The sequence below is a fragment of the Alcanivorax sp. genome, from assembly GCF_040118815.1.
Taxonomy (GTDB): domain Bacteria; phylum Pseudomonadota; class Gammaproteobacteria; order Pseudomonadales; family Alcanivoracaceae; genus Alcanivorax.
Map to the genome: position 1 here is coordinate 18,626 of NZ_JBEDTC010000012.1, position 19,962 is coordinate 38,587.

Annotated in this window: 23 protein-coding genes; 4 read left to right on the top strand and 19 right to left on the bottom strand. The window is 52.7% G+C overall.

Annotated features, from left to right (window positions below; genetic code table 11):
- Positions 1–177: 177 nt before the first annotated feature.
- The 5 genes from ABNH18_RS08705 to ABNH18_RS08725 form a co-directional block, all read right to left on the bottom strand.
- Positions 178–621, bottom strand: coding sequence for a hypothetical protein (locus ABNH18_RS08705; protein ID WP_349382448.1), 444 nt, complete (start codon positions 619–621; stop codon positions 178–180).
- Positions 622–630: 9 nt separating this feature from the next.
- Positions 631–933: a hypothetical protein gene (locus tag ABNH18_RS08710; RefSeq protein ID WP_349382449.1), complete on the bottom strand. Its 303-nt coding sequence runs from the start codon at positions 931–933 to the stop codon at positions 631–633.
- Between the two features lie 173 nt (positions 934–1,106).
- Positions 1,107–1,523 carry a hypothetical protein gene (locus ABNH18_RS08715; protein ID WP_349382450.1) on the bottom strand — a complete coding sequence of 139 codons (417 nt, stop codon included), beginning with the start codon at positions 1,521–1,523 and terminating at the stop codon, positions 1,107–1,109.
- A 108-nt stretch (positions 1,524–1,631) separates the two neighbouring features.
- Positions 1,632–2,384, bottom strand: coding sequence for a PP2C family protein-serine/threonine phosphatase (locus ABNH18_RS08720; protein WP_349382451.1), 753 nt, complete (start codon positions 2,382–2,384; stop codon positions 1,632–1,634).
- Between the two features lie 54 nt (positions 2,385–2,438).
- On the bottom strand, positions 2,439–4,541 hold the full coding sequence (locus ABNH18_RS08725) for an AAA family ATPase (RefSeq protein ID WP_349382452.1): 2,103 nt from the start codon (positions 4,539–4,541) through the stop codon (positions 2,439–2,441).
- A gap of 112 nt (positions 4,542–4,653) precedes the next feature.
- On the opposite strand from ABNH18_RS08725, the gene ABNH18_RS08730 reads away from it, so the two are divergent.
- Together ABNH18_RS08730 and ABNH18_RS08735 are read left to right on the top strand one after the other, a co-directional pair.
- Entirely contained in the window at positions 4,654–5,220 is a 567-nt protein-coding gene (locus ABNH18_RS08730) for a hypothetical protein (RefSeq protein WP_349382453.1), read from the top strand.
- Positions 5,221–5,291: 71 nt separating this feature from the next.
- Positions 5,292–5,885, top strand: a complete 594-nt coding sequence (locus tag ABNH18_RS08735; RefSeq protein ID WP_349382454.1) for a hypothetical protein — start codon at positions 5,292–5,294, stop codon at positions 5,883–5,885.
- Here ABNH18_RS08735 and ABNH18_RS08740 read toward each other — a convergent pair.
- Genes ABNH18_RS08740 through ABNH18_RS08750 form a run of 3 tightly spaced genes read right to left on the bottom strand, consistent with a single transcriptional unit; the run spans position 5,836 to position 8,476 of the window.
- Complete coding sequence (locus ABNH18_RS08740; protein WP_349382455.1) at positions 5,836–6,882, bottom strand: hypothetical protein; 1,047 nt, start codon at positions 6,880–6,882, stop codon at positions 5,836–5,838. The two genes, ABNH18_RS08735 and ABNH18_RS08740, sit on opposite strands and share 50 nt — an antisense overlap.
- A 39-nt stretch (positions 6,883–6,921) precedes the next feature.
- A complete protein-coding gene (locus ABNH18_RS08745) occupies positions 6,922–7,476 on the bottom strand; it encodes a hypothetical protein (protein ID WP_349382456.1) in 555 nt (184 codons plus the stop codon).
- On the bottom strand, positions 7,469–8,476 hold the full coding sequence (locus ABNH18_RS08750; protein WP_349382457.1) for a helix-turn-helix transcriptional regulator: 1,008 nt from the start codon (positions 8,474–8,476) through the stop codon (positions 7,469–7,471). Before ABNH18_RS08750 ends, ABNH18_RS08745 begins: the two co-directional genes overlap by 8 nt.
- A gap of 127 nt (positions 8,477–8,603) precedes the next feature.
- Here ABNH18_RS08750 and ABNH18_RS08755 point away from each other — a divergent pair, with 127 nt between their 5' ends.
- Positions 8,604–9,326 (top strand): hypothetical protein, encoded by a 723-nt coding sequence (locus tag ABNH18_RS08755; RefSeq protein ID WP_349382458.1) that lies wholly within the window; start codon positions 8,604–8,606, stop codon positions 9,324–9,326.
- Positions 9,327–9,499: 173 nt separating this feature from the next.
- Here ABNH18_RS08755 and ABNH18_RS08760 read toward each other — a convergent pair whose 3' ends face one another.
- The 6 genes from ABNH18_RS08760 to ABNH18_RS08785 form a co-directional block, all read right to left on the bottom strand.
- Positions 9,500–10,366, bottom strand: a complete 867-nt coding sequence (locus ABNH18_RS08760) for a hypothetical protein (protein ID WP_349382459.1) — start codon at positions 10,364–10,366, stop codon at positions 9,500–9,502.
- Between the two features lie 37 nt (positions 10,367–10,403).
- Entirely contained in the window at positions 10,404–11,327 is a 924-nt protein-coding gene (locus tag ABNH18_RS08765; RefSeq protein ID WP_349382460.1) for a metallophosphoesterase, read from the bottom strand.
- Between the two features lies 1 nt (position 11,328).
- Positions 11,329–11,970, bottom strand: coding sequence for a hypothetical protein (locus ABNH18_RS08770; protein WP_349382461.1), 642 nt, complete (start codon positions 11,968–11,970; stop codon positions 11,329–11,331).
- Entirely contained in the window at positions 11,967–12,221 is a 255-nt protein-coding gene (locus ABNH18_RS08775; protein WP_349382462.1) for a hypothetical protein, read from the bottom strand. Before ABNH18_RS08775 ends, ABNH18_RS08770 begins: the two co-directional genes overlap by 4 nt.
- A 163-nt stretch (positions 12,222–12,384) precedes the next feature.
- Positions 12,385–12,717 carry a DUF6694 family lipoprotein gene (locus ABNH18_RS08780; protein ID WP_349382463.1) on the bottom strand — a complete coding sequence of 111 codons (333 nt, stop codon included), beginning with the start codon at positions 12,715–12,717 and terminating at the stop codon, positions 12,385–12,387.
- 78 nt (positions 12,718–12,795) lie between these two features.
- A complete protein-coding gene (locus ABNH18_RS08785; RefSeq protein ID WP_277672841.1) occupies positions 12,796–13,161 on the bottom strand; it encodes a hypothetical protein in 366 nt (121 codons plus the stop codon).
- Positions 13,162–13,356: 195 nt separating this feature from the next.
- On the opposite strand from ABNH18_RS08785, the gene ABNH18_RS08790 reads away from it, so the two are divergent.
- Positions 13,357–14,244, top strand: coding sequence for a helix-turn-helix transcriptional regulator (locus ABNH18_RS08790; RefSeq protein WP_277672840.1), 888 nt, complete (start codon positions 13,357–13,359; stop codon positions 14,242–14,244).
- 27 nt (positions 14,245–14,271) lie between these two features.
- Here the strand turns inward: ABNH18_RS08790 and ABNH18_RS08795 are convergent, their stop codons facing one another.
- From ABNH18_RS08795 to ABNH18_RS08810, 5 genes are all read right to left on the bottom strand, one after another.
- Positions 14,272–15,006: an inovirus Gp2 family protein gene (locus ABNH18_RS08795; RefSeq protein ID WP_277672839.1), complete on the bottom strand. Its 735-nt coding sequence runs from the start codon at positions 15,004–15,006 to the stop codon at positions 14,272–14,274.
- Positions 15,007–15,326: 320 nt separating this feature from the next.
- Positions 15,327–16,775 (bottom strand): YfjI family protein, encoded by a 1,449-nt coding sequence (locus tag ABNH18_RS08800; protein ID WP_349382464.1) that lies wholly within the window; start codon positions 16,773–16,775, stop codon positions 15,327–15,329.
- 2 nt (positions 16,776–16,777) lie between these two features.
- Positions 16,778–17,041: a helix-turn-helix transcriptional regulator gene (locus tag ABNH18_RS16910; protein ID WP_502876781.1), complete on the bottom strand. Its 264-nt coding sequence runs from the start codon at positions 17,039–17,041 to the stop codon at positions 16,778–16,780.
- Positions 17,042–17,144: 103 nt separating this feature from the next.
- Complete coding sequence (locus ABNH18_RS08805; RefSeq protein ID WP_349382465.1) at positions 17,145–18,782, bottom strand: hypothetical protein; 1,638 nt, start codon at positions 18,780–18,782, stop codon at positions 17,145–17,147.
- On the bottom strand, positions 18,728–19,939 hold the full coding sequence (locus ABNH18_RS08810; RefSeq protein ID WP_277672835.1) for a tyrosine-type recombinase/integrase: 1,212 nt from the start codon (positions 19,937–19,939) through the stop codon (positions 18,728–18,730). The genes ABNH18_RS08805 and ABNH18_RS08810 overlap by 55 nt, the downstream gene beginning before the upstream one ends.
- Positions 19,940–19,962: the final 23 nt, after the last annotated feature.

Genomic DNA, 19,962 nt, shown 5'->3' on the forward strand with positions numbered 1-19,962 from the left:
GTGCCTTTTGGTACTTTTTCATGAGCAAGTACGTCCGGTTGCAGGATCGCCTGCAGGCATACCCTAAAGGGCACAGAGGGCTCCTACGGGTGCTTCGCGGCTCACCAAGCGAAGCGCAGGAACGTCGAAGACGGCCCCGAAGGGGTGAGCCCAGCGAATAACCGCCGCTCCTACAAGTCAGCATTCAGCCTCAAACTGGCGAGCATCCTGTTCCAGGGGAGCCTGGTGGTAGCCAAACTTCATCACCTGTTCGAGATACACTTCCATGAAGGCGCCGATGGAACCGAGCATTTCGTATTGGTGGATGTGGCGGAATTCATGGCTGTAGAGCCGGGTGGATTCATAGCCTTTGACGATGTAGAGGGCATGGCCAAGGGTGAGCCCCATGACCTGGCCACTTAGCATGCCGACGCTTTTCGCCAAGCTGAAGACTACCGGATCTTCCTGGAAGGGAATGTTGTCCACCAGCATGACGCGGATACGCTCAGGCTCTGCCACACCGACGCTTCTGGCCAGTTCCACGCCCTCTTCATTGAGCTCGGAGCCCTGCTCCTGAATCAGGTCGTGATGTTTCTTTGCCCACAGAACAACCAGGGGGAGATAGGCGTTTAGATCTTTCATACTCTCTCCTCACTGCCGGCCGATGTGGTTCATCAACGTCTGTGCTTCGCGCACCAGGTCTGGTTTAACACTGCCAAAGACCAGCTCGCATGCTGTGAAGGGGTCAGATGTGGTTTTACCGGTACGGTACAGGTCAAGAAATACCCCCGAGCTGACTTTTCCCAGCGGGATGGTTTCACCAAGTTGCCCAGCCATGTCTACCTGACAGGTACGGCAGTACACCAATATTCGCCCTGCTCCTGCATCTTCCTGATAGGGGATGGTCACCAGACTCAGGCCTTCTCGGTTTGCGCAGCGGGAACAGTTCACCATTTGGAATCATCCTTGTTGGTTAGGGCCGGCAATGCGTCTGGAATGGCCTTACGATTTCCTTTAACAATGCAGACAGCGTATTTATCCAATATCGTCATGTCGATACTGACTACATGAACATGTCGCCTTTCCGCATGTGTCGCTTTTTCGCTCACGTTTGTATGAGTCAGGCGCTATCTGTGTCCCGCCCATGCTCCCTCAGTAACCACGGGGTCCGGATCATTGGCCAGTGATGGTGCCCAGTCCACGCCCCTCCACTTTTCTGCACTGGGATCAAAGGGGTTTGCGGAGTCCTGCCGTGGCCTCTTTCTGTTGTACATAAAGAAAGTGGTTTTCGTACTCATGAGACGAACGTAAAGCGACGAGGCTTCAGCAGTGTTCATCCGGTACTGCTCGTTAAAGATCAACATTTCTCCATCCACGGGAGCCCCCTCCCAGAATATCCACCAGTCGTACTTGTAGTGTTCAGGCACCGGGTGAATATTGTTGCCGTACATCCACCAGCACAACGCCACATTGCTCATCTGCTCATACCGCTCAATGTCAGAAAACCTGACGACCCAGCGCGGCCAACTGTCGCGACCTAACATGTCCCATCTCCATTACCCTTCCCTCCTTGCGAGGGACGGACCGGACCACTTAGGCCCGTAACGGTCTTAAAGCCATTGACCAGCTTATTAGGGCAAGTTGATTCAGGGTCATTGCCGGACAAACAGGATCGACAGGTTGTCCGGCACCCCCGCCTCAATCACCGCCTGCCGCCACCGGCCCACCTGATCCGCTGCTGACAGGCCTGCTTGATACAGTTCGCGGATCTTCCCATCGCCGATGGCATCATGCAGGCCATCGCTGCAGAGCAGCAGGCCAGCGCCTTTATCAAATGCTGACTCCTGAAAATGCAGCGCAAAGCCGTACTCTTCGGCATCGGCCGTCAGGCATTGTGCCAGCCCCTGATACATCTGGGCGTATTCGACGCCTTCTTCGGGAATGACTTCTCCGCTGGCAATCAGGGCATTGAGGATGGTGTGATCCTCGCTTAGCTGGCGGCATTCACCCTCGGGGCTAAAGAGATAGGCGCGGCTATCGCCCACGTTGACGATCTCGCAGTGGTTCTCCGTGACTCTGGCGGCCACCAGGGTTGAGGACGAGCCATGGGTGTCACCACCAGCATATTTGTCTGCCAACTTAGCCTGGATTTCACGAACCTGCTTGCCAATAAGGCGTTCGTGGCATGCATAGCGTGACAGGGCCTCGACCACAAAGCGGCTGGCCCGGGCGGGTCGAGTGCTAGCCGCCACCCCATCGGCCACGGCCAGCAGCACAGGGGCTTCGCCAGTGTGGCTGCGAACCTGGACATTACGGGTTTGCAGGATGGACTGCCCGGTCCAGATGGCGTCTTGCTGCTGCCGGGACGCTCCGCCGCTATGCTGGGTGTAGGCGATCTCTAACATGAACTCTCCATCACAGTGGGCTCAGGGGAATGCAAGGCGACAGCGTCACTGCACTTAATGCAGCGACGCCATGAACCCAATGGGCTGCGAAGGCTGCTTCTTGTAGCGCAGGCAATCGCGCAGCATATCCACTAGCCCGGCCGCATCTGGCGGCTCCCTGAGTACCCGGATGCGGCGATAGATGGCAGCGAAGTCCCCCGGGGTGAGCTGCTCCATGCCTTCCAGCATTTCCCGCTGAGCCTTTTGACTTGGCAGTTTGATGCCGTAGGCTTCCGCCAGATCCTTGAGCAACAACAGAACGCCATCCGCATCCAGACAGTCAAAGCGCACGACAAAATCGAAGCGACGCATGGCGGCTTCATCCACCCGCTCCAGCAGGTTGGTGGTGGCGACGAAGATGCCATTGAATTGCTCAAGGGACGCCAGGAACTGGTTGACGTGAGAGATTTCCCAGCTGTGCTGCGCGCTATGGCGGCTACCGATGAAGCTGTCGGCCTCGTCGATTAACAGTACCGCGCCTTCCCGCTCGGCCTGCTCAAAGGCATGGGCGATGTGCTTTTCCGTACCCCCCACAAACATATCCAGCAGGTCTGATGCCTGGCGAACGATCAGCGGGCGCTGGATACGCTCGGCCAGTTCCCTCCCCCAGGCTGTCTTGCCGGTACCCGGTGCGCCATGCAGACAAAACCGCACCGGGACTTCCGGGTTGATCTGGTCGATGAGGCTTGCCACATCTTCAGAGGCGCGCAGGCACTCCCCTCGCCAGGGTAGCCCCTTGTGCTTTTCCACCTTTAAACGCTCAGACACACCCATGGCCTGGAAGCGGGCATTGAGGTTATGGGTGACCAGCCTTTCTGTATCCCGCTTGTCGTCGGCGGCAAGACGGGAGAAGTGCAGGCTGCTATGCAGTACTGCGGGGGACAGCGATTCCAGTTTGATCGCTTGTTCCAGGAAACCTTCAGAGACATGCTCACCGGCCATTGCCGCGCGGACTAGCCGTTCGCGCTGGGACGGCCCCGGGTTATCCATGTGCACCACATGGGTGAAGCGTCGCAGGAAGGCAGGGTCCATATCCACCCGGTTGGAGATCCAGATGGTGGGACGTGGATTGTTCTCCAGCATACGGGTCATGCTGGATTTTTCCGTCTGTCGGTGGGAGGGAATGAAAAAAAGGAATTGATTATCGCAAAGACAGTCCTCGGCTTCATCAAACACCACCAAGGTGCGGGGGTCGTGTGCGATAGCTCTCTGGCAGCCGTTATAGCGCCCCATACGCCCCCTGACACTGAGGGCGTCTCCGTCACGATCTTCTTCCGGCACAAACGCCATACTCATCTGCAGCGATTCACCGATCACTTTCGCCAGCTCGCTTTTCCCAGTTCCCGGTGGGCCATAGAAAAGCACATTGATGCCCTTCACTCCCTCCTTTACGGAGCGGGCCAGAAGCCGGGAGAGCATCGCGACTTCGTCCTTCAGCTCCGCATAGTCCTGCAGACCAAGATTGGCCTTGTCCGCTTCCCGATAAAACAAACTAATCAGGTGCGCGTCGGACGCATCCGGAACGTGCAGACTTTCGTGAAGTTCGTCCTCCACATCGATCATTCCCGACAGGTCCTTGCCGCTAAATCCTGACGTCATATTGACTCTAAGTAGCTGAGTGGTCCTTAGTACGCCACCCGGTTTCAGAGCGGCCTGGACATCCTGCTCCGGGATATCAACGATACGCGCCAACAGACCGGCAAGCTGCCTCATGGAGCCGCCCTTCACCAGGCAACAAGCATTGTTGAGCAGCTCGCTCGAATCCTTGTAGCAAACAAACACCAGTAGCCGGCGCTCCGCTTCTGTCAACGACAGTCGCTGCCCCAGCTTGACCACGTTCCGATAGATGTCGTCATCCGCCAGTAGTGCTTCCAGCGGCTGCTCAGCAATTACCCTTTCCAGAGCCTGAGGCGGTCGACGCAAGCGAGCCTCCCGGGATGGAAGAAAGCCGAGCAGCTCAAGAATCTCATCGTTCTCAAATCGCTTCTCATGCCGACACCGGCCAGCACGCCATGCTGAGGAATACAAGAGAATCCGGGCAACCCAGTGACGAATCAGCGAGGTGTTTTCCATGGCCCCGGTCTGCGTTGCGGAACCGTTATCCCGTTTGAAATCCATCCTCTTCCTCCTGACTCTGCGAATTTCACTATCTCTATAATAACCGCCAGTCACGTCATTTTTTGTCGCACCATAAACAACAATGGAAGAAAGCATATGGACCGGGACAGTCATGGACACAGACAAAGCGATACAGGCCCTTCAACGGGGCATGGGCCTGATAGACAGTATCTGTAACAACACCATCATGGCCGCTTGCGCACTGGAACAGCGTTATTCCGGCCATACCCCAGCGTGGCAGACAGACTATCCGCCCTTAGAGTTCTGCATGGATATGGATGCCCTGAGAGAGACGGTACTCATCCATAGCGAACGGTTTATTGACGTTTCACGCTGGTCAACCACTCATGACTTCAGGCCGCTGGATGAGATTGCCGCTATCAGGCATGAAGAGGAAGATATGCCAGATCACAAGCAAAGCAGTCACCTTTATCTCCTTGCCATTGAGATGCGAAATCCCTGGGTGGTTGTTGACGATGCTCAGCTAGATATTGAAAAAACCTGGCGGCAAACATGCTGTCTTTCCTCCGGAATCTGCTCTATCAATGGCCTTCTATCTTCCCGTTTCAGGATCGGCTATTGGATAACACTCTTTCATCCATCAGAGGCAGTATTGATGAACTCCTGTCTCTATCCGGGCACCCATTTACCGCGCTTACTCTTGCTTTCGCAGAGATGATCAACAATAGAAATCATGCATTGCAATCATCATGATTCAATAACTGCACAGAAAGCCTTAAGGATACAGGAATGCAAATAGCCGTCAGGGATACGCCGCCGGATGCCCTCTCTTCATGCCCGGTCTTCATTTTTCTTGGCAATGATCTGCTAAGCCCACTGAGCATGACTGACCTTAGCGGAACTGCGTCATACATGGTCACTCATGCTGATCTTTCGCCAGCAATTCCTGGATTAACCACAATCACGGTCACCAACCCCCGAGATCTTTCTGCCAGACTTGAAAGTGCGACAGGCATTAAAGGGTCGGGATCGGTGAATACGGTCTGTCTGATTATCGATATTGCTGCTGTTGAGGCGGTTCATCTTGGTGAGCACTGTCATAATGTGCTGGATGTAATGGGGGCAACCATCAATACCACACTGCTTCTACCCTTCCGGTTTGAACGGGAAGTGGAGTTTGGCAAAAGCATGGAGGTACTGAGCACACTGACGAAGCGCCGGAAGCCCCCGACATTTATCGCCTACCCCGCGCCAGCACTGGTGACCAGAGGGCAAGAGCGTTATTTCAGGCAATGTCGTGACGCCCTCTTGGTCGAGCATCTTGATACTCTCATCACTCTGATGACACTGGAAAAATCCGGTGATGAACCTCCCACTCCTTGAGCCATCGCCACACTGCCTTGCGCATTCTGGAGTATTTCACATCGAGGGTTTGCTGGTAGTATCCGCTCTCCTCGCCAGTAATCAGCTCTGGTGACGCCATCATTTCGAAAGGGTATTTAGCGAGCCCCATTAACGACGCAGCCTGCTTCTCCGCCCCCATGCCAGGGCTTGCCAGGCCAATGATGCTCCAGACTGTCGAGCGCGAATATTCACTAATGGCGCGTAACTGGTTGCCAACATCCAGGCTGTGATACTCATCCAGGTCCCAAACAAGCAGAACATGCCGTCCTTTTTTGCATGACCAGACCTGACCACAAAGATCCATACCCCTGGCGGGATTATAGGTAATTGAGTCATAACTCACGGATGGCATGTTCTTGCCAAGGCGCTTTCGGACGCGTTCATTGCAGGCAAATACCACCAATGGCGGCTCTGTTTGAATTACCTCTTTATCCGGCTGAACAGTGACATCATTGAGGATCACATGCGATAGCCAGAATGCCTCAACTGTAGGTTTATGCTGATCTTCCAGGCCATGATAATCAGGTGACTGCCACACCCTCCGCAGAAGTGAATCCTTGATAAAGCCAAGCAGTTCTTCATGCTGCTTAGTCGCTTTTTTTGCTGCCACAGGAGGCGGCCGGAGTACACAAATGAAAGAATCAGGAGGCAAGAGCCAAGGAAAGCTCATCAGGGCCTCCAGCACCAGCCGCGACTCTTTGGAAGCATCGCAGATCACACGGGTTCGGTTGGGGTGGTATCGCCAAGGCAAACAGGACTGCCGGATATTCTCGATTATGCGGGGCAGAAAAGGTCCAGACCGAGGCAATCCTGGCTCTCGCTGTGCATTTCCGTCAAGTGGGTCCAGGTTTAGCTGGGCAAACTCCATTGCGCCTTCTCCAAGATACACCGGATCTTCGAGCTTGAAGGCCCTGCGAAAAAGGAACTCGGCTCTTTTTGTGGCTTGCTGGGCGTTCGAACCAATTATCAGTAGCATCGTTATCCTCCTTGGGGTGTGAGGATAGCCGTTAACGCGTCATCCTTTGTCGCATGGACTGAGAAGTGTCACAGACAGACCCAGCCCTCTCCCCAAATACTCCTTTGACATCAGCTTTTTAAACCCCAGATTTTTCCATCGAGCATCGTTAATTTCAAAGAAATCTATCAATGCATAGTTAGGCTTTCGGTTTGATGGGAACGAGTCTTTTCTATTCCCGTAAGCAAGCAACATTAAAGAGTAGTACTCAGATCGACGAAGGTCTGAATTATTACCTACCTTCTTCTCCTGAAACTTTTTCCAGTCCAACCCCGGCTTGTAGGTTTGATGTTTTTGCGAAAGAAAGCCTGCTCCAATTTCAATGACAGCAGAAGGCTTACTGTTTTTATTAATGACAATATCGACTCTCTCGACACCCTCAACATTGACATCATCCCCCATCACTCGGAGACCATTTGCTATTTCAGTCTGAAAATATTTCTCAAATCCGCCTTGCGAAAGGATAAAGTCCATCTTTATTTCATCTTCAAACAGTCCCTCACAGGTTTTTCTAATTGCTTTCTCGATCTTTTCTCTGTGCTTCATATCAGGCATACCTCTCAAACCCTCTTCCCAACTCCAGTTTTATCTGATTGCGCAATTTAACCGGTTTGACCACTTCAACATTGGCTCCTAACCCCAAAACCCACCACCTCAGCTCTTCGGTATTCTGTACCTGCACACGCAGCTCCGTTACATCAGGCTCGATTTCCTTCAGGGTCTGAGTTTCATTGACCGGGGTTTCGTAGAGGTGATCGGCAGCCCGCCCGTAGAGTCGCATCACCAGGTTGATGCTATCCCCATAGGGAAGATTCATATTCCCTTCCTGTAGGTAGGTATCCAGATCGAATGTCGAGGCGCCTTCAACCTCATCATCGAGAACATGCACTTTGCGTAACCGGTGCAGCGCAAGGTGACGGTAATCCTTGTAGTTCCAGAAGCGTACCACCAGGTAGCGCACGGCGCCTCGGTCCACCAGGGCATAGGGATGCACCAAATGAGGCTCATCCTTATCCTTGTACCAGATATTCATCTGCCGATTACGGTACAGGGCGTCATAGACCTGATCCGCAATGCCTGCTGACACTCGGGCCGGCTCCAAATGAAAACCTCGGGGGACATACGCCACCTTGTCCGACCAGTAGCGCTTTCCCATGGGGCGATGGCGCTCAAACCATTTCCTTGCCTCGTTGAATACTGGCTCCAGCTTGTCCAGCACGTCCTTGGCCATAAGTGGCGTCAGGTAGCGCGCCACCAGATCCCAAGTCGCTGCCATCTGTGCGTCCATGCCCGGAATGGACAGGTTTTGTTTCTGAGCAACTGACCAACCATAAGGCATTGCTTTGTCATCACACTGAACCAGCGCCCCAAAAGCCTGGGATTCAGACAACTCCTTGAGATAGCGCTCAATGGAGCGACGTGTAATGTCATGCCCTTCACTGGTTAACCGCTGGTGGATCTCATTGCTGGTGATCTTATGCGGCGACCTTGGCAAGGCCTGCAGCAAGGCAATCACACGGTAGGTCTTATTACTAATGCTGGCGTTTCCTGCCATGTCCAACTCCATGCTGTTGTCATTCTAATTTTTCAGATTATTACGACAGAAACTGACGCCCCTATCAAGATAATTGAAACACCGGACAGGGACCCGGACATCAAATCAATAAGCAGGAGTTTTCACCATGGGGAACAAGTTTTTTCGGATTGTAGGGGTTGCCAGCTACATCCTCGCAGCACTGGCACTGGCCGTGGCTGTTTTCGCCACTATTGCCAGCGGTAGCGCGTGGCTGAGGGGTGTAGACGAAGATATACAGCAGCCAGAGATCGGCATGGAGGGCTATCGAGAACACGTTAATCCCGTGGCTAAAAGTGACGAATCAGTGGGTCTCGGAGAGATCGACATAAAGAACCGGGAGGAGGAGAGCAGCGCCATTCAGGAACGCATCAATAACCTGGCCGTGCTGATCAATAAATATGCACGCCTGACCAGCCAGAGAAGCGCGAACAAGGAAGGTCTAGATAACTGGCTGCGTTCCCAGGCGGGCAACCTGTCCCATCAAGATTATCTGCGCTTTCTGGATAGTCTGGTCGAAAGCTTTGAGGTTGACCTAGTCAATCCCGCTGAGGATGAAGACTCTTCGTTGCTCGTTACTAACATCCCCGGGCTGGAGAACGCCGACACCACCCACATTAACTGGGATAAATACCTGGAATGGTTTACCTGGGAGTACATTACTCGCTACCAAAGCGAACTGGCGCGCATTGAGCAAGAAAAGCTGGAGCAAGCTCAGGCCAAGGCAGGCTCCATTGCCACCTTGATCATTGCCGGAAGCGCCTTCGCCATATTTGTGTTTGCGACGGTGATACTGCTTCTTGTTCGGATTGAGAGTAATACGCGTAGTTAATAAAAAATCCCCCGATCCAATCTTGGTCGGGGGATAGTTAACCGGCTAAAGCCATACAAAACGGGAGGATATTGATGGAAACAATCCTTTTATAAAGCTAGGCCTTTCTATCAGAAATAATCGACTCTCAGGATGAGAATTTCCCATCCCCCTAAGACATACTATTTTTTGCATCACCCCACTATCGAACTAACCCGAGGCGGATCAATGGCAAAGCCATCACCTTCCCAAGTGGCTTCCGATTCTGTCAGCCGGTAACTGTCACCCTGGTTCCAGGTTCTGGCAACGATTTCCTCGATAACATCGGCAATATAAACGCGCGCCCCTATGCTCAAGGTAGGGGGGATCAAGTAGGCAGCCAGCGGCGAGGGGTCTCGATCTCTGTCGTGCCAAATCGTTATCTCCACACTCTCGTCTGATTCACTACCTGCAATGCCTGTCGATAGTCTGAAATCCGTATAACTCTGAACATACTTCTGCTCCGTCGAGCAGATTATACTTAGCTTGGATTTCACCTTGCCTTGAGGTTCAGTGGAAACAAACAGTGGGCGACAACCCCTTCTGACACCATCTTCCAAGGCCGCCAATGTCCGTGCGGTCTGTACGATGGGCAGCCCCTGACGGCTAACGCCCTCATAACCGCAGGCCCGGCCATCTTCTTCAGTTCCCACGTTGACGACTGTCAGCTCGGGGTGATTCAAACGCAGATGGATGCAGGCTTGCTCATCCACTTCACAGACGGCCTGTATCTGCGCTTCGGTGTAGCTATTCACGTCAATAACGCATTTCTGGCATGAACCGCAGTATTTTTTTCTTGCGGGCACAGGCTCCGGTGGCTGCAGGCCCCTCTCTTCAAGCTGGGCCCAGGAATACCATTCCCCTCCCAGCTCCAAACCTGACGGGTTTTGCCCGATGCTCTGCGCCCAGTCGTCGGCCCAGGGCATCAGCTGGTCCCACTTTTTGGATAGCGGGCACGATATCTCTTTGATGAGTTCGCCAGCATCGGTTTCCAGGCGTTGCGTTTTAGGGTCATATCGCATCATTCGTTCCTTCGCGCCTTATCGTGTTGAGCCCTTGTTAGCGGGACACCCAGATGTAGTTGTCTTTTGTCAGGGGGCGCTCATCCCAGCGGTAAGCCACCAGCTTGCCCTGTCGGGGGCTCACTACGCTGTAATCCAGGCAGGCAATGTTGTCTGCCAGTGGCTCAGGTGTACCAGTGAGCCAGTAGTGCCCAACGAATACCGGCTTGTGGTTGTCATAACCGGGCAGAATGTCGGCGGGCACTGGCTGATGCGGAATTCTCTCAATGACATCTGGCGGCACGATAGCCAGATCGCGATAGGTATAGGACCCTTGCACCCACCACTGGGTGCGGATATTGGTGCGAGGGTTGTTGTCTTTGTCGTGAAACCGCATGCCATCCGGCAAGGGTATCTCCAGTCCTTTTAGCACGGTCTCGACAGCCTCGTAGACCGGATGCCCTTTCTCGCAGGCCTGTCGCCAGGCCTCAGGCTTAAGTCGTTGCTGCTTATCCAATGCCGGCTGAAGGGCTTCCAGCTGGTCTGGATGCCAGCAGGCATGGACCGCCCTAAACCCGGGAAGCTCGATATACAACGGCAGAGTCTTGAACCAGGCGATGATGTCCGCATGGAGCGGGGAACCTTCCCCTACCTGAGAGAGAAATTCCTGGTGCTGCTTGCGGTTCTTATCGCTATGGGGGCGGAGATACTCTCCTGGCCTGGCAGGGTCCGCAGAGGCGTAGGCAACGGCATTGAATTCATGATTCCCCATGATGGCCAGCGCCTGGCCTGCTTCCACCATGGAGCGGGCTATCTGTACGACCTCAATCTGCTCCGGCCCACGATCAACGAAGTCACCCAGAAACAGGACTTTACGCTCTTCATGACGCCATACGCCCTGCAACTCCCGATAACCCAGCTTGGTGAGAAGGTGTCGCAAGGGTTCGGCGTACCCGTGTATATCCCCAATAATGTCGTACATATCACCTCTTCTTTTTGTCGCTGGAACTGGCAGACCACTGTCTAGTGCCACCGCTCATACTGGGAACAGGCCCTTCGCGCTTCCCAATGATGTCTCCGTTTTTTCCCAGCAAATAGGCGCTGTCTTTCGAATAGAAGAACCAGTATTGCTGAACCGGCCCCCACACCCTCAGCTCTCCGCCTGTACTTTCCAAGTGCTCGCGGATGCGCCGGCCCGCCCGAGCGATCTGCTCATGCAACGGCAAACGCCAAAATGTGGGCTCGAAATCAAGATACCGGAACTGCTCAAGGGCGGCTAACGCGAACAATGGTTGGTTTTTACGGGTAAAGCCGGTATCAACCCAAAGATAGGGTTTGAATGCTGCTACCTGGCATTCATGCTCTCTGAGAATGGCAGCAATCTCTACATCGACAAGCGCTTCGTCCACTCCCAGTGCAGAACATAACGCGCGCAAGAATTCCTCATCGCTATAGCGTAAATCGTAGGCACCATCATTCAGCCCCAGGTCTCTGTCCGCCAGCACCTTGCCTAACCGCGCCAGGTTGCGCTCTGTCGGCTGGGCATAGCCCATACTCTTTAATATGTCGGCACGATTGCATTCCGACAAACGAAGGGAGAGCGAGCTTCGCAACTTTCCTATCATGCCAATGCCTCCCGTAAGGCACGCTCCGCAAGCTCCAGACTTATGGATGCGGCCAACTCTTCACCAAAATACTCGGCAAATACTCGTCTGATTGCTGATTGCAGGGCTATCCCCTCCCCTAAAAGCTTATCGAGCGCACCGGCAATACCATCATATTCATCAAAGCAGTCATTTTCCTTGCAGCAGGTGTGCATGGGATCCGTTTTATACAAGGCCTGTGATAGACGCTTCCAGCGCTCAATCGTCTCCATTTAGTCTCCTTTTCCCGGACAGGCTTCAGTGGACAGCAGCTCAGCACCCGTCCTTCCTTGATCATCTGGCCAGGGACGCCGGGCTGACTATTGGCAAGCATGGGACTTGTAACCGCCCCCAGGCACCGCCATTGCGGCGGAGCGAAAACCAAGGCTATGGCGCTCAAGGAGTTTCGCGGTGCGACTCGCGGGATTTCATTTTTTGTTCCCGCGCCCTTATGGCCCTGGCCTGCCGCAGTATCTGGTTGGCGCTCAAGCTATCGAGCCCGGAACGCACTTGTTCTGCCGCTGCGGCCAATTCCTCTGGGCTGGTAGCCGCCACATATTCCTGGCCAATTTGACTGAACGCCACCAGCATCAGGGCCTCGTTGAATTGGCTGTGCAGATCCTCCGGCAGAGACGCTCTTACTTGGTCGATCGTTTGCAAAAGGCTCTCTTCGCTCGTACCGTCAATCCTTGGCCCGGCACAGCCAGCGAGCCATAGTGCCACCATCATGAACAGCAGCCTGACGCATCCCTTCATCCTTTTCCCTTTCTCTGCTCTTGGGTAACGCTTCCTTGCCACACAGCAGCATCATCGCCGCTGCGGATCCACCAACACGTTTCCCTCAACTTCGTACCAATCCCGGCCATAGATGAAGGGAATATAGAACCACTTGCGGGTGATGACGCCATCCACCAACGCCACACCGCCGGGCTGGCTCTCAATGGCATTGTCCATGGCATTCTTTGCGTCGGGATACAGGCCAGTGGGGATCAAGCTGATGATGTGGATGCTGTCCTCCCCCTTCGCCCTCGTACTTACGCGCTCATAACCCCCCATCCGTGACAGCTCAACATTCTTCGAAGAGATCACGGTAAAATCCGTCAACCGTGTTGCGCAGCCAGTCAGCATTAGTAGCGCCACGACGGGCACAAAAGCGCTAGGTATTGTCTTCATCCTGTCATTCCCCCATCAGCCAGTGTTGAAATAAAAAACAGCATCCTTGCTGTAAAGGCCCATCCCTACTGGTTTGCAGATGCCACAAAACAGCCACACCTTGTATTCACCAGATTACGCCTTATTATCTACATGACAATACTGGCGACTCGTACACGTCGCCTTTTGGCATATATCGCTTTTTGGAGCACATCCATGGCAAGGGTTGCGGGCAAAAACGCAGCGGACTGGCCTCTGCGCTGGGATCTGTTATTGCGCTACAGACTGATCGAGGTGATCGCCCTCTGGGAGGGGAGACTGACGACCAACCATCTTCAGCGGGCATTCGGTATTGGCAGGCAGCAGGCCAGCAAGGACATTAACCACTATCTTGCTGAATATGCGCCGGGCAATCTGGAATACGACCGCTCCCTGAAGGGGTACAAGCCCGCCAGCACCTTCAAGCCCGTATTCACACGGGCCGTGGCGGATGAATACCTTCAGATGATGCATGCCCGGGAGGACCTCAGTTGTGCCTTTGAGGCCCTGGATGTGCGCGAACTCAATACCGAAGTGCTACTTCCTCCTTCTCGTGACCTGCGCCCAAGTGTGTTGCGCCCGATCCTCCAGGCGTGCCGGGACAAACTACGCGTGGAAATCCAGTACGCTTCCTTGAGTAACCCGGAGCCTGAGTACCGCGTTATCCAGCCCCACACAGTGGTGCACAGTGGCATGCGCTGGCATGTCCGTGCCTGGTGCGAGAAGAGTAGCGGCTACCGGGATTTCGTATTAAGCCGGATTCAGGATGAACCCGAGCTGACGCTTCCAGGCGAGCACCACGCTGAACAGGATGATGCCTGGCAAGAGCGGCTTACTCTGCAGGTCACTCCAGACCCTCGTCTTTCTGCGTCTCAGCAGGAAGTGATTGCGCTGGATTACGGCATGACCGATGGGGCGCTGACTATTGAGTGCCGGGCCGCCATGGCCAATTACATTGTGCAGCTGCTTAGGCTGGATGGGCCGCACCACCGAGACCCCGAGGCCCAGCAGGTGGTGCTAGCTAACAGGGAGGAGGTCAAAGGGTGGCTTTGGGGGGCTGGCTAGCGACCAGTCCGTTTGGCATCCACCCTTTCATAATGGCTCGTAATCAGGGAAATAGGCCTCACTGCCGGGAACCCGGCTAGACCCGTAACAGTCGGCTCCTGCTCGATAGTCTTTTGTGCGAATTTTCGCCATGTAGCTCAGACGTCCGAACAGATCTGCAAACGCAAAGGGAAAGTCGACATCATGTGCATCCAGGTGGTATTGAGCATTTTCTGGGTATTCCACTAATCCCGCCCCCTTCACCTCAACAATCCCCAGCGCCGTAGCCCAGGCCCTAGTTAAGCGGTGATGGAGCGAACCTGCGCGAGATCTCCCCGGAGCAAAGAAATCATAACTTCCAATGCACCACTGTAGCTTATAGTTGCCAATTGAATTGTACACATCTCGATTCAGGAAGATCGCGACGTGGAAATGATAGTTCTCTGACTTACCCTTTTCCCTCGCCCACAGAAAGGTAACGTCACTTTGGAGCCGCCGCCCCGAATCATTGGATCGAGCACTCAGATCAGCCCGGACCTGTGCCTTAAAGGATTTCGTAAACCTGCTGATCAAGCCATTGACAGGAATATTATAGCCATTAGGAAGACGAAGAATGAACAACACCGCAAAACTACGCCGATGTCTCTCTATGGCACTCCTCATAACATTCAAATTGACTTCAAGATAGCGCTCGCCATACGGAGCTTGCTTCCCTAGAGGAAGGCCTCTCCATTCATCTCCATAGATGAGCTTCAGGTTTGGGTAATCGCGATGACGTGACATTTAGCATTTCCTATTTTGGTTTCACCATAGGAAATGCTTGGCTGTAATTTTATATTTGTGGGCTGGAGGGAGATTGGGTTTATTTGATTTTAACTATTAAAAAAACACCACCCATACCACATATCTATTACCGGGAGAGACAGGAACCTCGATCCCACTCGAAAGCCAGGGACCACAATGAAACTGGTGCTGCAAACACGGAATGTGCCACTGTCCAAATAAATAGGTAGATGTGCGGGTGAAGAAGAGAAAATGCGACTTTCTGAATCAAAAAAACTGCGATTCCCGCTTCGCGTCGCGGGAATCGCAGGAAATCTCCGTCAGTGATATCCGTTTACGAGCCACATTGGCCGCTGAAGATCAGGACAGAGATCCAAGCACTGAGCATTATTCCCGTCAACATAATCGCTGATAACCCCTTCACGCAGCAGAACATCCAAAGCCCGGAAGAAGCGCCCTCCGGTCCGTTGAGCATTCGGGCAGCGCTTGTTCAGGTAAGTCTTACGGATGAACCGCAGACCATCATCCTGGATCCGCTCAATAAGCTTATTCAGCTCTAATGCATCTATGATCTCTTCCGGTGGAGGAACGAACAATTCCAGAAAATCATCCGAACATTCCATGCAGATACTCTCTGCAACCTTTAAAGTTTCCTGCGAAATTTCTCCACGCCCCGTCTCGAAGTAATGGAGCAATGCCGACACCCTGGCAATATTCTCACCCAGTTTGGACGCATGATCCGAAGCATTTTCGAACCGGCCTCCAGAGAGAATTCCTTCCTCAATATTATCGGCCAGCTTGTACCATTCCGCTGCAGCCTCCTCCGAGAACCGGATCTCCTCACGTTCAAAATCCCCTACTACTCGAGCCATCCTTGCCCTGCTCAAGATTCCTCGTATCCGCCGATCAAACGCTTCCAGATGCTCCCATGAATTAGCCTGGCGAGTAGATAAACGAGTCCCTTGAGTCGACTCCGGATAGAACACTAAGTATCGAGCCCAATGCCCCGAACCACGTATTTTTTCCCCTTTTTTCCCTGTATATGGACTAAAGATTTCTGGCTGAAGCATAATAGACACATCAAGGCGGGCATTACTGATATTTAGCGAGGGCTTTCCCACTCGGGCAAGTGATACTTTGTCGTCGCTCCAAAGTGAATTCAAATATGGCACAGCATCAAAGGATTTCCCATCCACAATAATCGCGCCTTCGCTTGAAACTAAGGTCCCGACCCCTGTTTCATTCAAAGCAATCAACATTGCCATCGGAGAGATATCTTCATAGACCAACTTCGCTGGCTGGGGCTTGGTTGGTTCGGAGGCCAATAGCTCACGCAACTCCTCTCGAGTTTCCATCAATACCTGGTCATCACCGCCTGATTTGACCAGCTGCTTTTCAAGTTGCTTTTTTTGGCTCTTCCATTCCAGCATTTTTACTTTGTAATCAGCCAAACTGATGCTCAGCTCCTCCTCAAGGTTGTCGTCGAGCGACTTGATCTCCTTCATGAATCGGCGTTCAACTGTCGATTTACGTTCACCGGAAGGTGCTACCACTAACTGGTAAAGGCTGGTCGGCACTTTTGTACCGTATGGCATAACCACATCAGCCAAGGACTGGACGGCTGACGATAATGCTGCCAGCCCTCCCATCAAACAAAGTCGGTAGGGTGCTTGATAATTCTGATGGGCCTGCCGCACAGCCTCCCCCAAGAGAGGGCAGGATTGGCAGAATGCGGCGGGATTAATCTCACCTTTCATGTGATATGCCATGATCAAGCCCCCCATGCCGCAAATGTTGACCGGGACTCAACCCATTCGATGACTTCATGCCGGTACCAACCCACCGATCTAGGTCCAAGAGTCACTTTCTTGGGCCAGGTCTCGTCAAAGTACCGTGAGTTGGGGTCCATCTTGGCGTAGATGGTTGACCGAGATAGGCCAGTCAGGGTTTCAACGTCTCTTCGCCTGATGATCTGGACATCTTCGGAAGCGGGTCGCTGCGGTTTTCTCTGGATCGTATACATTGAAGTCTCCATTTACCTTTATTGGTCCGGAAAACTTAATGTGAGATAGAACCAAGGAGTCCCAATTGCCAAACATGAAGCAGATTTGGCAGAGAACCATGCGCAACCCACTGTTTTAAAATGTTTTTTTATTTTTATTCATTTCGAGATTCTTGACACTGAGCATCTTAGTCAAAAGGGGGTGAACCTTAGAATTTGGCCATTTCTGAGCAAGCCATTGACTCAGTGTTATTCTAGGTTTTGGTTTTCGGCCATTTTTTATGTACCTGTAAGTGATCCAACCATCAATCAACAGTTCAGCCTTTGTTCCTTTCCATGGGTCACTGCTCTCCGGCCTCTTTGCAGGATTTTTTTGAGACTTCTCCTGTCTTAGCTGGGCAGCCAGGTTATATGCCATGTCGGCAGAAACCCCGTTGACAGCCCGTAACCAGTTTCCAACTATTGTGCTATTAAGTTCATTCTTATCCTTCATCATCCAAGCGAGAACAATAATTGAGATTATATCTCGTAACTGACCATCAACCTGATCACTCACTGGCTCCTTAGCTTTTTCATCAAACCAAGCGCTAGCATACCTTTGAGCGGTCTCAAACTTTGGTTCTTTCGTATAATCCACCTCGCACTTTTCGATTTTAACCGAGTCAGAAGCATGAAGCTCTTTCAGCTCCATGACATCATTTACCAAAAGCCTAAGGTCTTTCTGCTCAACCTTTAGTTCTATCGGCTGCTCTACTACCAACTTCCTCTCATCCACTAAAAACCCTTCACTCGAAAAGGGATAAACACAAAACCCATGCTCAAAAACAGATCTTTCGACGCTATCATTCACAGCCGAATCCCAATTCCTTCTTTCAATTTCATTTTTCATCGGGACTATTCCAGCAAAGTGCATTGCTTTTTTCTGGGAGGACAATATCGGCTTACGCCGTTTAAAAATTAATCGAGCACGACTTAAATCCATTGAAAATACTCTCGTCACCCTCAAACTTTCTGATCTAGATGAGATATCTACCCCCTCCCTCCCAAAGGGACGCTCAATTTTCACATAAGGCCACCACCACTCCCTGTCTCTAACTTTAATTGATCGAATGTAACCTTCGAGTGAAGCAGCGTTAACAAATTCATCAAAATCAAAAAAAGAGGTATTGCCAGGAAAATCATAGCCAACAAAACTATCCTCTAGTCTGCTCCCCAAAATGAAGACGCCCCCTTCATGAACTTGCTGTTCAATATCAGCGATAATTCCATTTATTATTATGTTGAATTTTTCGCGGCGCCCCACCGATTTTCCCAATTTTTTATAACCTTCAAAAGCTTCAGCTGACCCAACGCTAGCAATAAACAACTCCTCTCTAAGACCGGGAAGATAATTCCTACTAACTACACCTATTTTTTCAACCCCTCCCTCTCCTTCCCTAAGAGCATATTTAAAATAGGTTTGCGAAAAATATGCATCTTGTTCCATCTGCTTCAGCTGCCCAGCTGACAATCCAAAGGCAAACACTTCTGGCAATTGAACTGGTTGAAACAAATAATGATGATCACTAAATATCGGCTCACCCGTTGCGAATTTGGTTATTACCGAAAACACGCGAGGATTCACGAGCGATACATAAGCTCGAATCTCTCCCTCCAAAGCTTTTCCCATCAAGTCCTTAGCATTAAGACCCGACATTTGTGCAGCTTTTTCGAACGAAACTAGTTTTCCGAGCATCTCTTCCCTCTTTTCAAAGAATCCAGGTAATCCGCCCACTGCTGCATCATCCCCACACGACCCTCTAGGTGCGACGTCCGGTTATAGGCCCGACCATTGGCGTCCCTGACGGAGTGAGCGAGCTGGTGCTCGATCCAGTCCACACGGACGTCCAGGACTTCATCAAGCAGGGTACGGGCAATGGCGCGCCATCCGTGCTGGGTCATCCTTCCCTTGTAACCAAGAGTTTTGAGTAGCTTGTTGAGGGTATTGTCACTGATCGGCTCCCCCGGCTTAGTGCCCTCGAAAACATAGCGACAATGCCCGGTGAGCGGCTGTATTTCCTGGAGGATAGCCACGGCCTGGCGCGACAGTGGGACCACATGAGGCTCCCGCATCTTCATTTTCTCTGCAGGAATGCTCCAAAGGGCCTTCTTCAGGTCAATTTCTGACCATTCGGCATGACGCAATTCGCCAGGCCGGACGAATACCAGCGGAGCCAACCGGGCCGCGGCTTTGGTGGTGGCTGCTGCCTGACAGGCATCAATGGCCCGAAGCATCTTGCCGACTTCCTCTGGCTCCAGAATCGCCAGGCGGTGCTTTTCTTTCTTAACGGCAATCTGCCCCTGAAGAGGCAAGGCGGGATTGTTATCGGCACGACCGGTCGCCATGGCAAAGTTGAAGATCTCGGAGGCCATCCCCCTCAAGCGATTGGCGGTATAGCCACTGGTCTTTTGGGTACGCTGAAGCACATTCCACAGCTCAGCCGTGGTGATTTCAGAAATGGGCCGGCTGCCCAGGAATGGAAGGAGGCCATTATCCAGCCAGATGCGCCGCTTCCTCTCCGTTGTCGGCGTCCACTTCTCGCTACTCACCTTGTTCTGTGCCCACTCTTCCGCCACCCCGGCAAAGGTATTGCGCAAGGCAGTCTCTGTGGCCATCTTATCGGCTTTACGCTGATCACCGGGGTCAACGCCAGATGCCAGCAGCTCTCGGGCTTGCTGCCGCTTGTCTCGGGCTGCTTTCAGACTTGTGCTGGGGTAGGTGCCAAGAGAGAGGCGCTTTTGCTTACCGTTGAAGCGGTATTTGAAGCGCCACCATTTGCCGCCTTTGGGAGAGATCTCCAGGAGCATGCCCTCGCCATCGGAGATGCTGTAGAGCTTGTCCTGGGGCTTTGCTGCGCGGATTTTGACGTCGCTGAGTTTGTTGGTTTCCATGGCTTTCGCCGGCTTTGGGCTGT

Bases quoted from the DNA above. Each gene is read 5' to 3' on its own strand.
- ABNH18_RS08785 (WP_277672841.1), bottom strand. From the start codon at position 13,161: ATGAAGACAATACCTAGCGCTTTTGTGCCCGTCGTGGCGCTACTAATG.
- ABNH18_RS08760 (WP_349382459.1), bottom strand. From the start codon at position 10,366: ATGCGATATGACCCTAAAACGCAACGCCTGGAAACCGATGCTGGCGAA.
- ABNH18_RS08770 (WP_349382461.1), bottom strand. From the start codon at position 11,970: ATGATAGGAAAGTTGCGAAGCTCGCTCTCCCTTCGTTTGTCGGAATGC.
- ABNH18_RS08780 (WP_349382463.1), bottom strand. From the start codon at position 12,717: ATGATGGTGGCACTATGGCTCGCTGGCTGTGCCGGGCCAAGGATTGAC.
- ABNH18_RS08725 (WP_349382452.1), bottom strand. From the start codon at position 4,541: ATGGATTTCAAACGGGATAACGGTTCCGCAACGCAGACCGGGGCCATG.
- ABNH18_RS16910 (WP_502876781.1), bottom strand. From the start codon at position 17,041: ATGGAGACTTCAATGTATACGATCCAGAGAAAACCGCAGCGACCCGCT.
- ABNH18_RS08750 (WP_349382457.1), bottom strand. From the start codon at position 8,476: ATGGCAGGAAACGCCAGCATTAGTAATAAGACCTACCGTGTGATTGCC.
- ABNH18_RS08730 (WP_349382453.1), top strand. From the start codon at position 4,654: ATGGACACAGACAAAGCGATACAGGCCCTTCAACGGGGCATGGGCCTG.
- ABNH18_RS08705 (WP_349382448.1), bottom strand. From the start codon at position 621: ATGAAAGATCTAAACGCCTATCTCCCCCTGGTTGTTCTGTGGGCAAAG.
- ABNH18_RS08765 (WP_349382460.1), bottom strand. From the start codon at position 11,327: ATGTACGACATTATTGGGGATATACACGGGTACGCCGAACCCTTGCGA.
- ABNH18_RS08710 (WP_349382449.1), bottom strand. From the start codon at position 933: ATGGTGAACTGTTCCCGCTGCGCAAACCGAGAAGGCCTGAGTCTGGTG.
- ABNH18_RS08810 (WP_277672835.1), bottom strand. From the start codon at position 19,939: ATGGAAACCAACAAACTCAGCGACGTCAAAATCCGCGCAGCAAAGCCC.
- ABNH18_RS08790 (WP_277672840.1), top strand. From the start codon at position 13,357: ATGGCAAGGGTTGCGGGCAAAAACGCAGCGGACTGGCCTCTGCGCTGG.
- ABNH18_RS08795 (WP_277672839.1), bottom strand. From the start codon at position 15,006: ATGTCACGTCATCGCGATTACCCAAACCTGAAGCTCATCTATGGAGAT.
- ABNH18_RS08745 (WP_349382456.1), bottom strand. From the start codon at position 7,476: ATGCCTGATATGAAGCACAGAGAAAAGATCGAGAAAGCAATTAGAAAA.
- ABNH18_RS08735 (WP_349382454.1), top strand. From the start codon at position 5,292: ATGCAAATAGCCGTCAGGGATACGCCGCCGGATGCCCTCTCTTCATGC.
- ABNH18_RS08715 (WP_349382450.1), bottom strand. From the start codon at position 1,523: ATGTTAGGTCGCGACAGTTGGCCGCGCTGGGTCGTCAGGTTTTCTGAC.
- ABNH18_RS08775 (WP_349382462.1), bottom strand. From the start codon at position 12,221: ATGGAGACGATTGAGCGCTGGAAGCGTCTATCACAGGCCTTGTATAAA.
- ABNH18_RS08740 (WP_349382455.1), bottom strand. From the start codon at position 6,882: ATGCTACTGATAATTGGTTCGAACGCCCAGCAAGCCACAAAAAGAGCC.
- ABNH18_RS08720 (WP_349382451.1), bottom strand. From the start codon at position 2,384: ATGTTAGAGATCGCCTACACCCAGCATAGCGGCGGAGCGTCCCGGCAG.
- ABNH18_RS08800 (WP_349382464.1), bottom strand. From the start codon at position 16,775: ATGGCATATCACATGAAAGGTGAGATTAATCCCGCCGCATTCTGCCAA.
- ABNH18_RS08755 (WP_349382458.1), top strand. From the start codon at position 8,604: ATGGGGAACAAGTTTTTTCGGATTGTAGGGGTTGCCAGCTACATCCTC.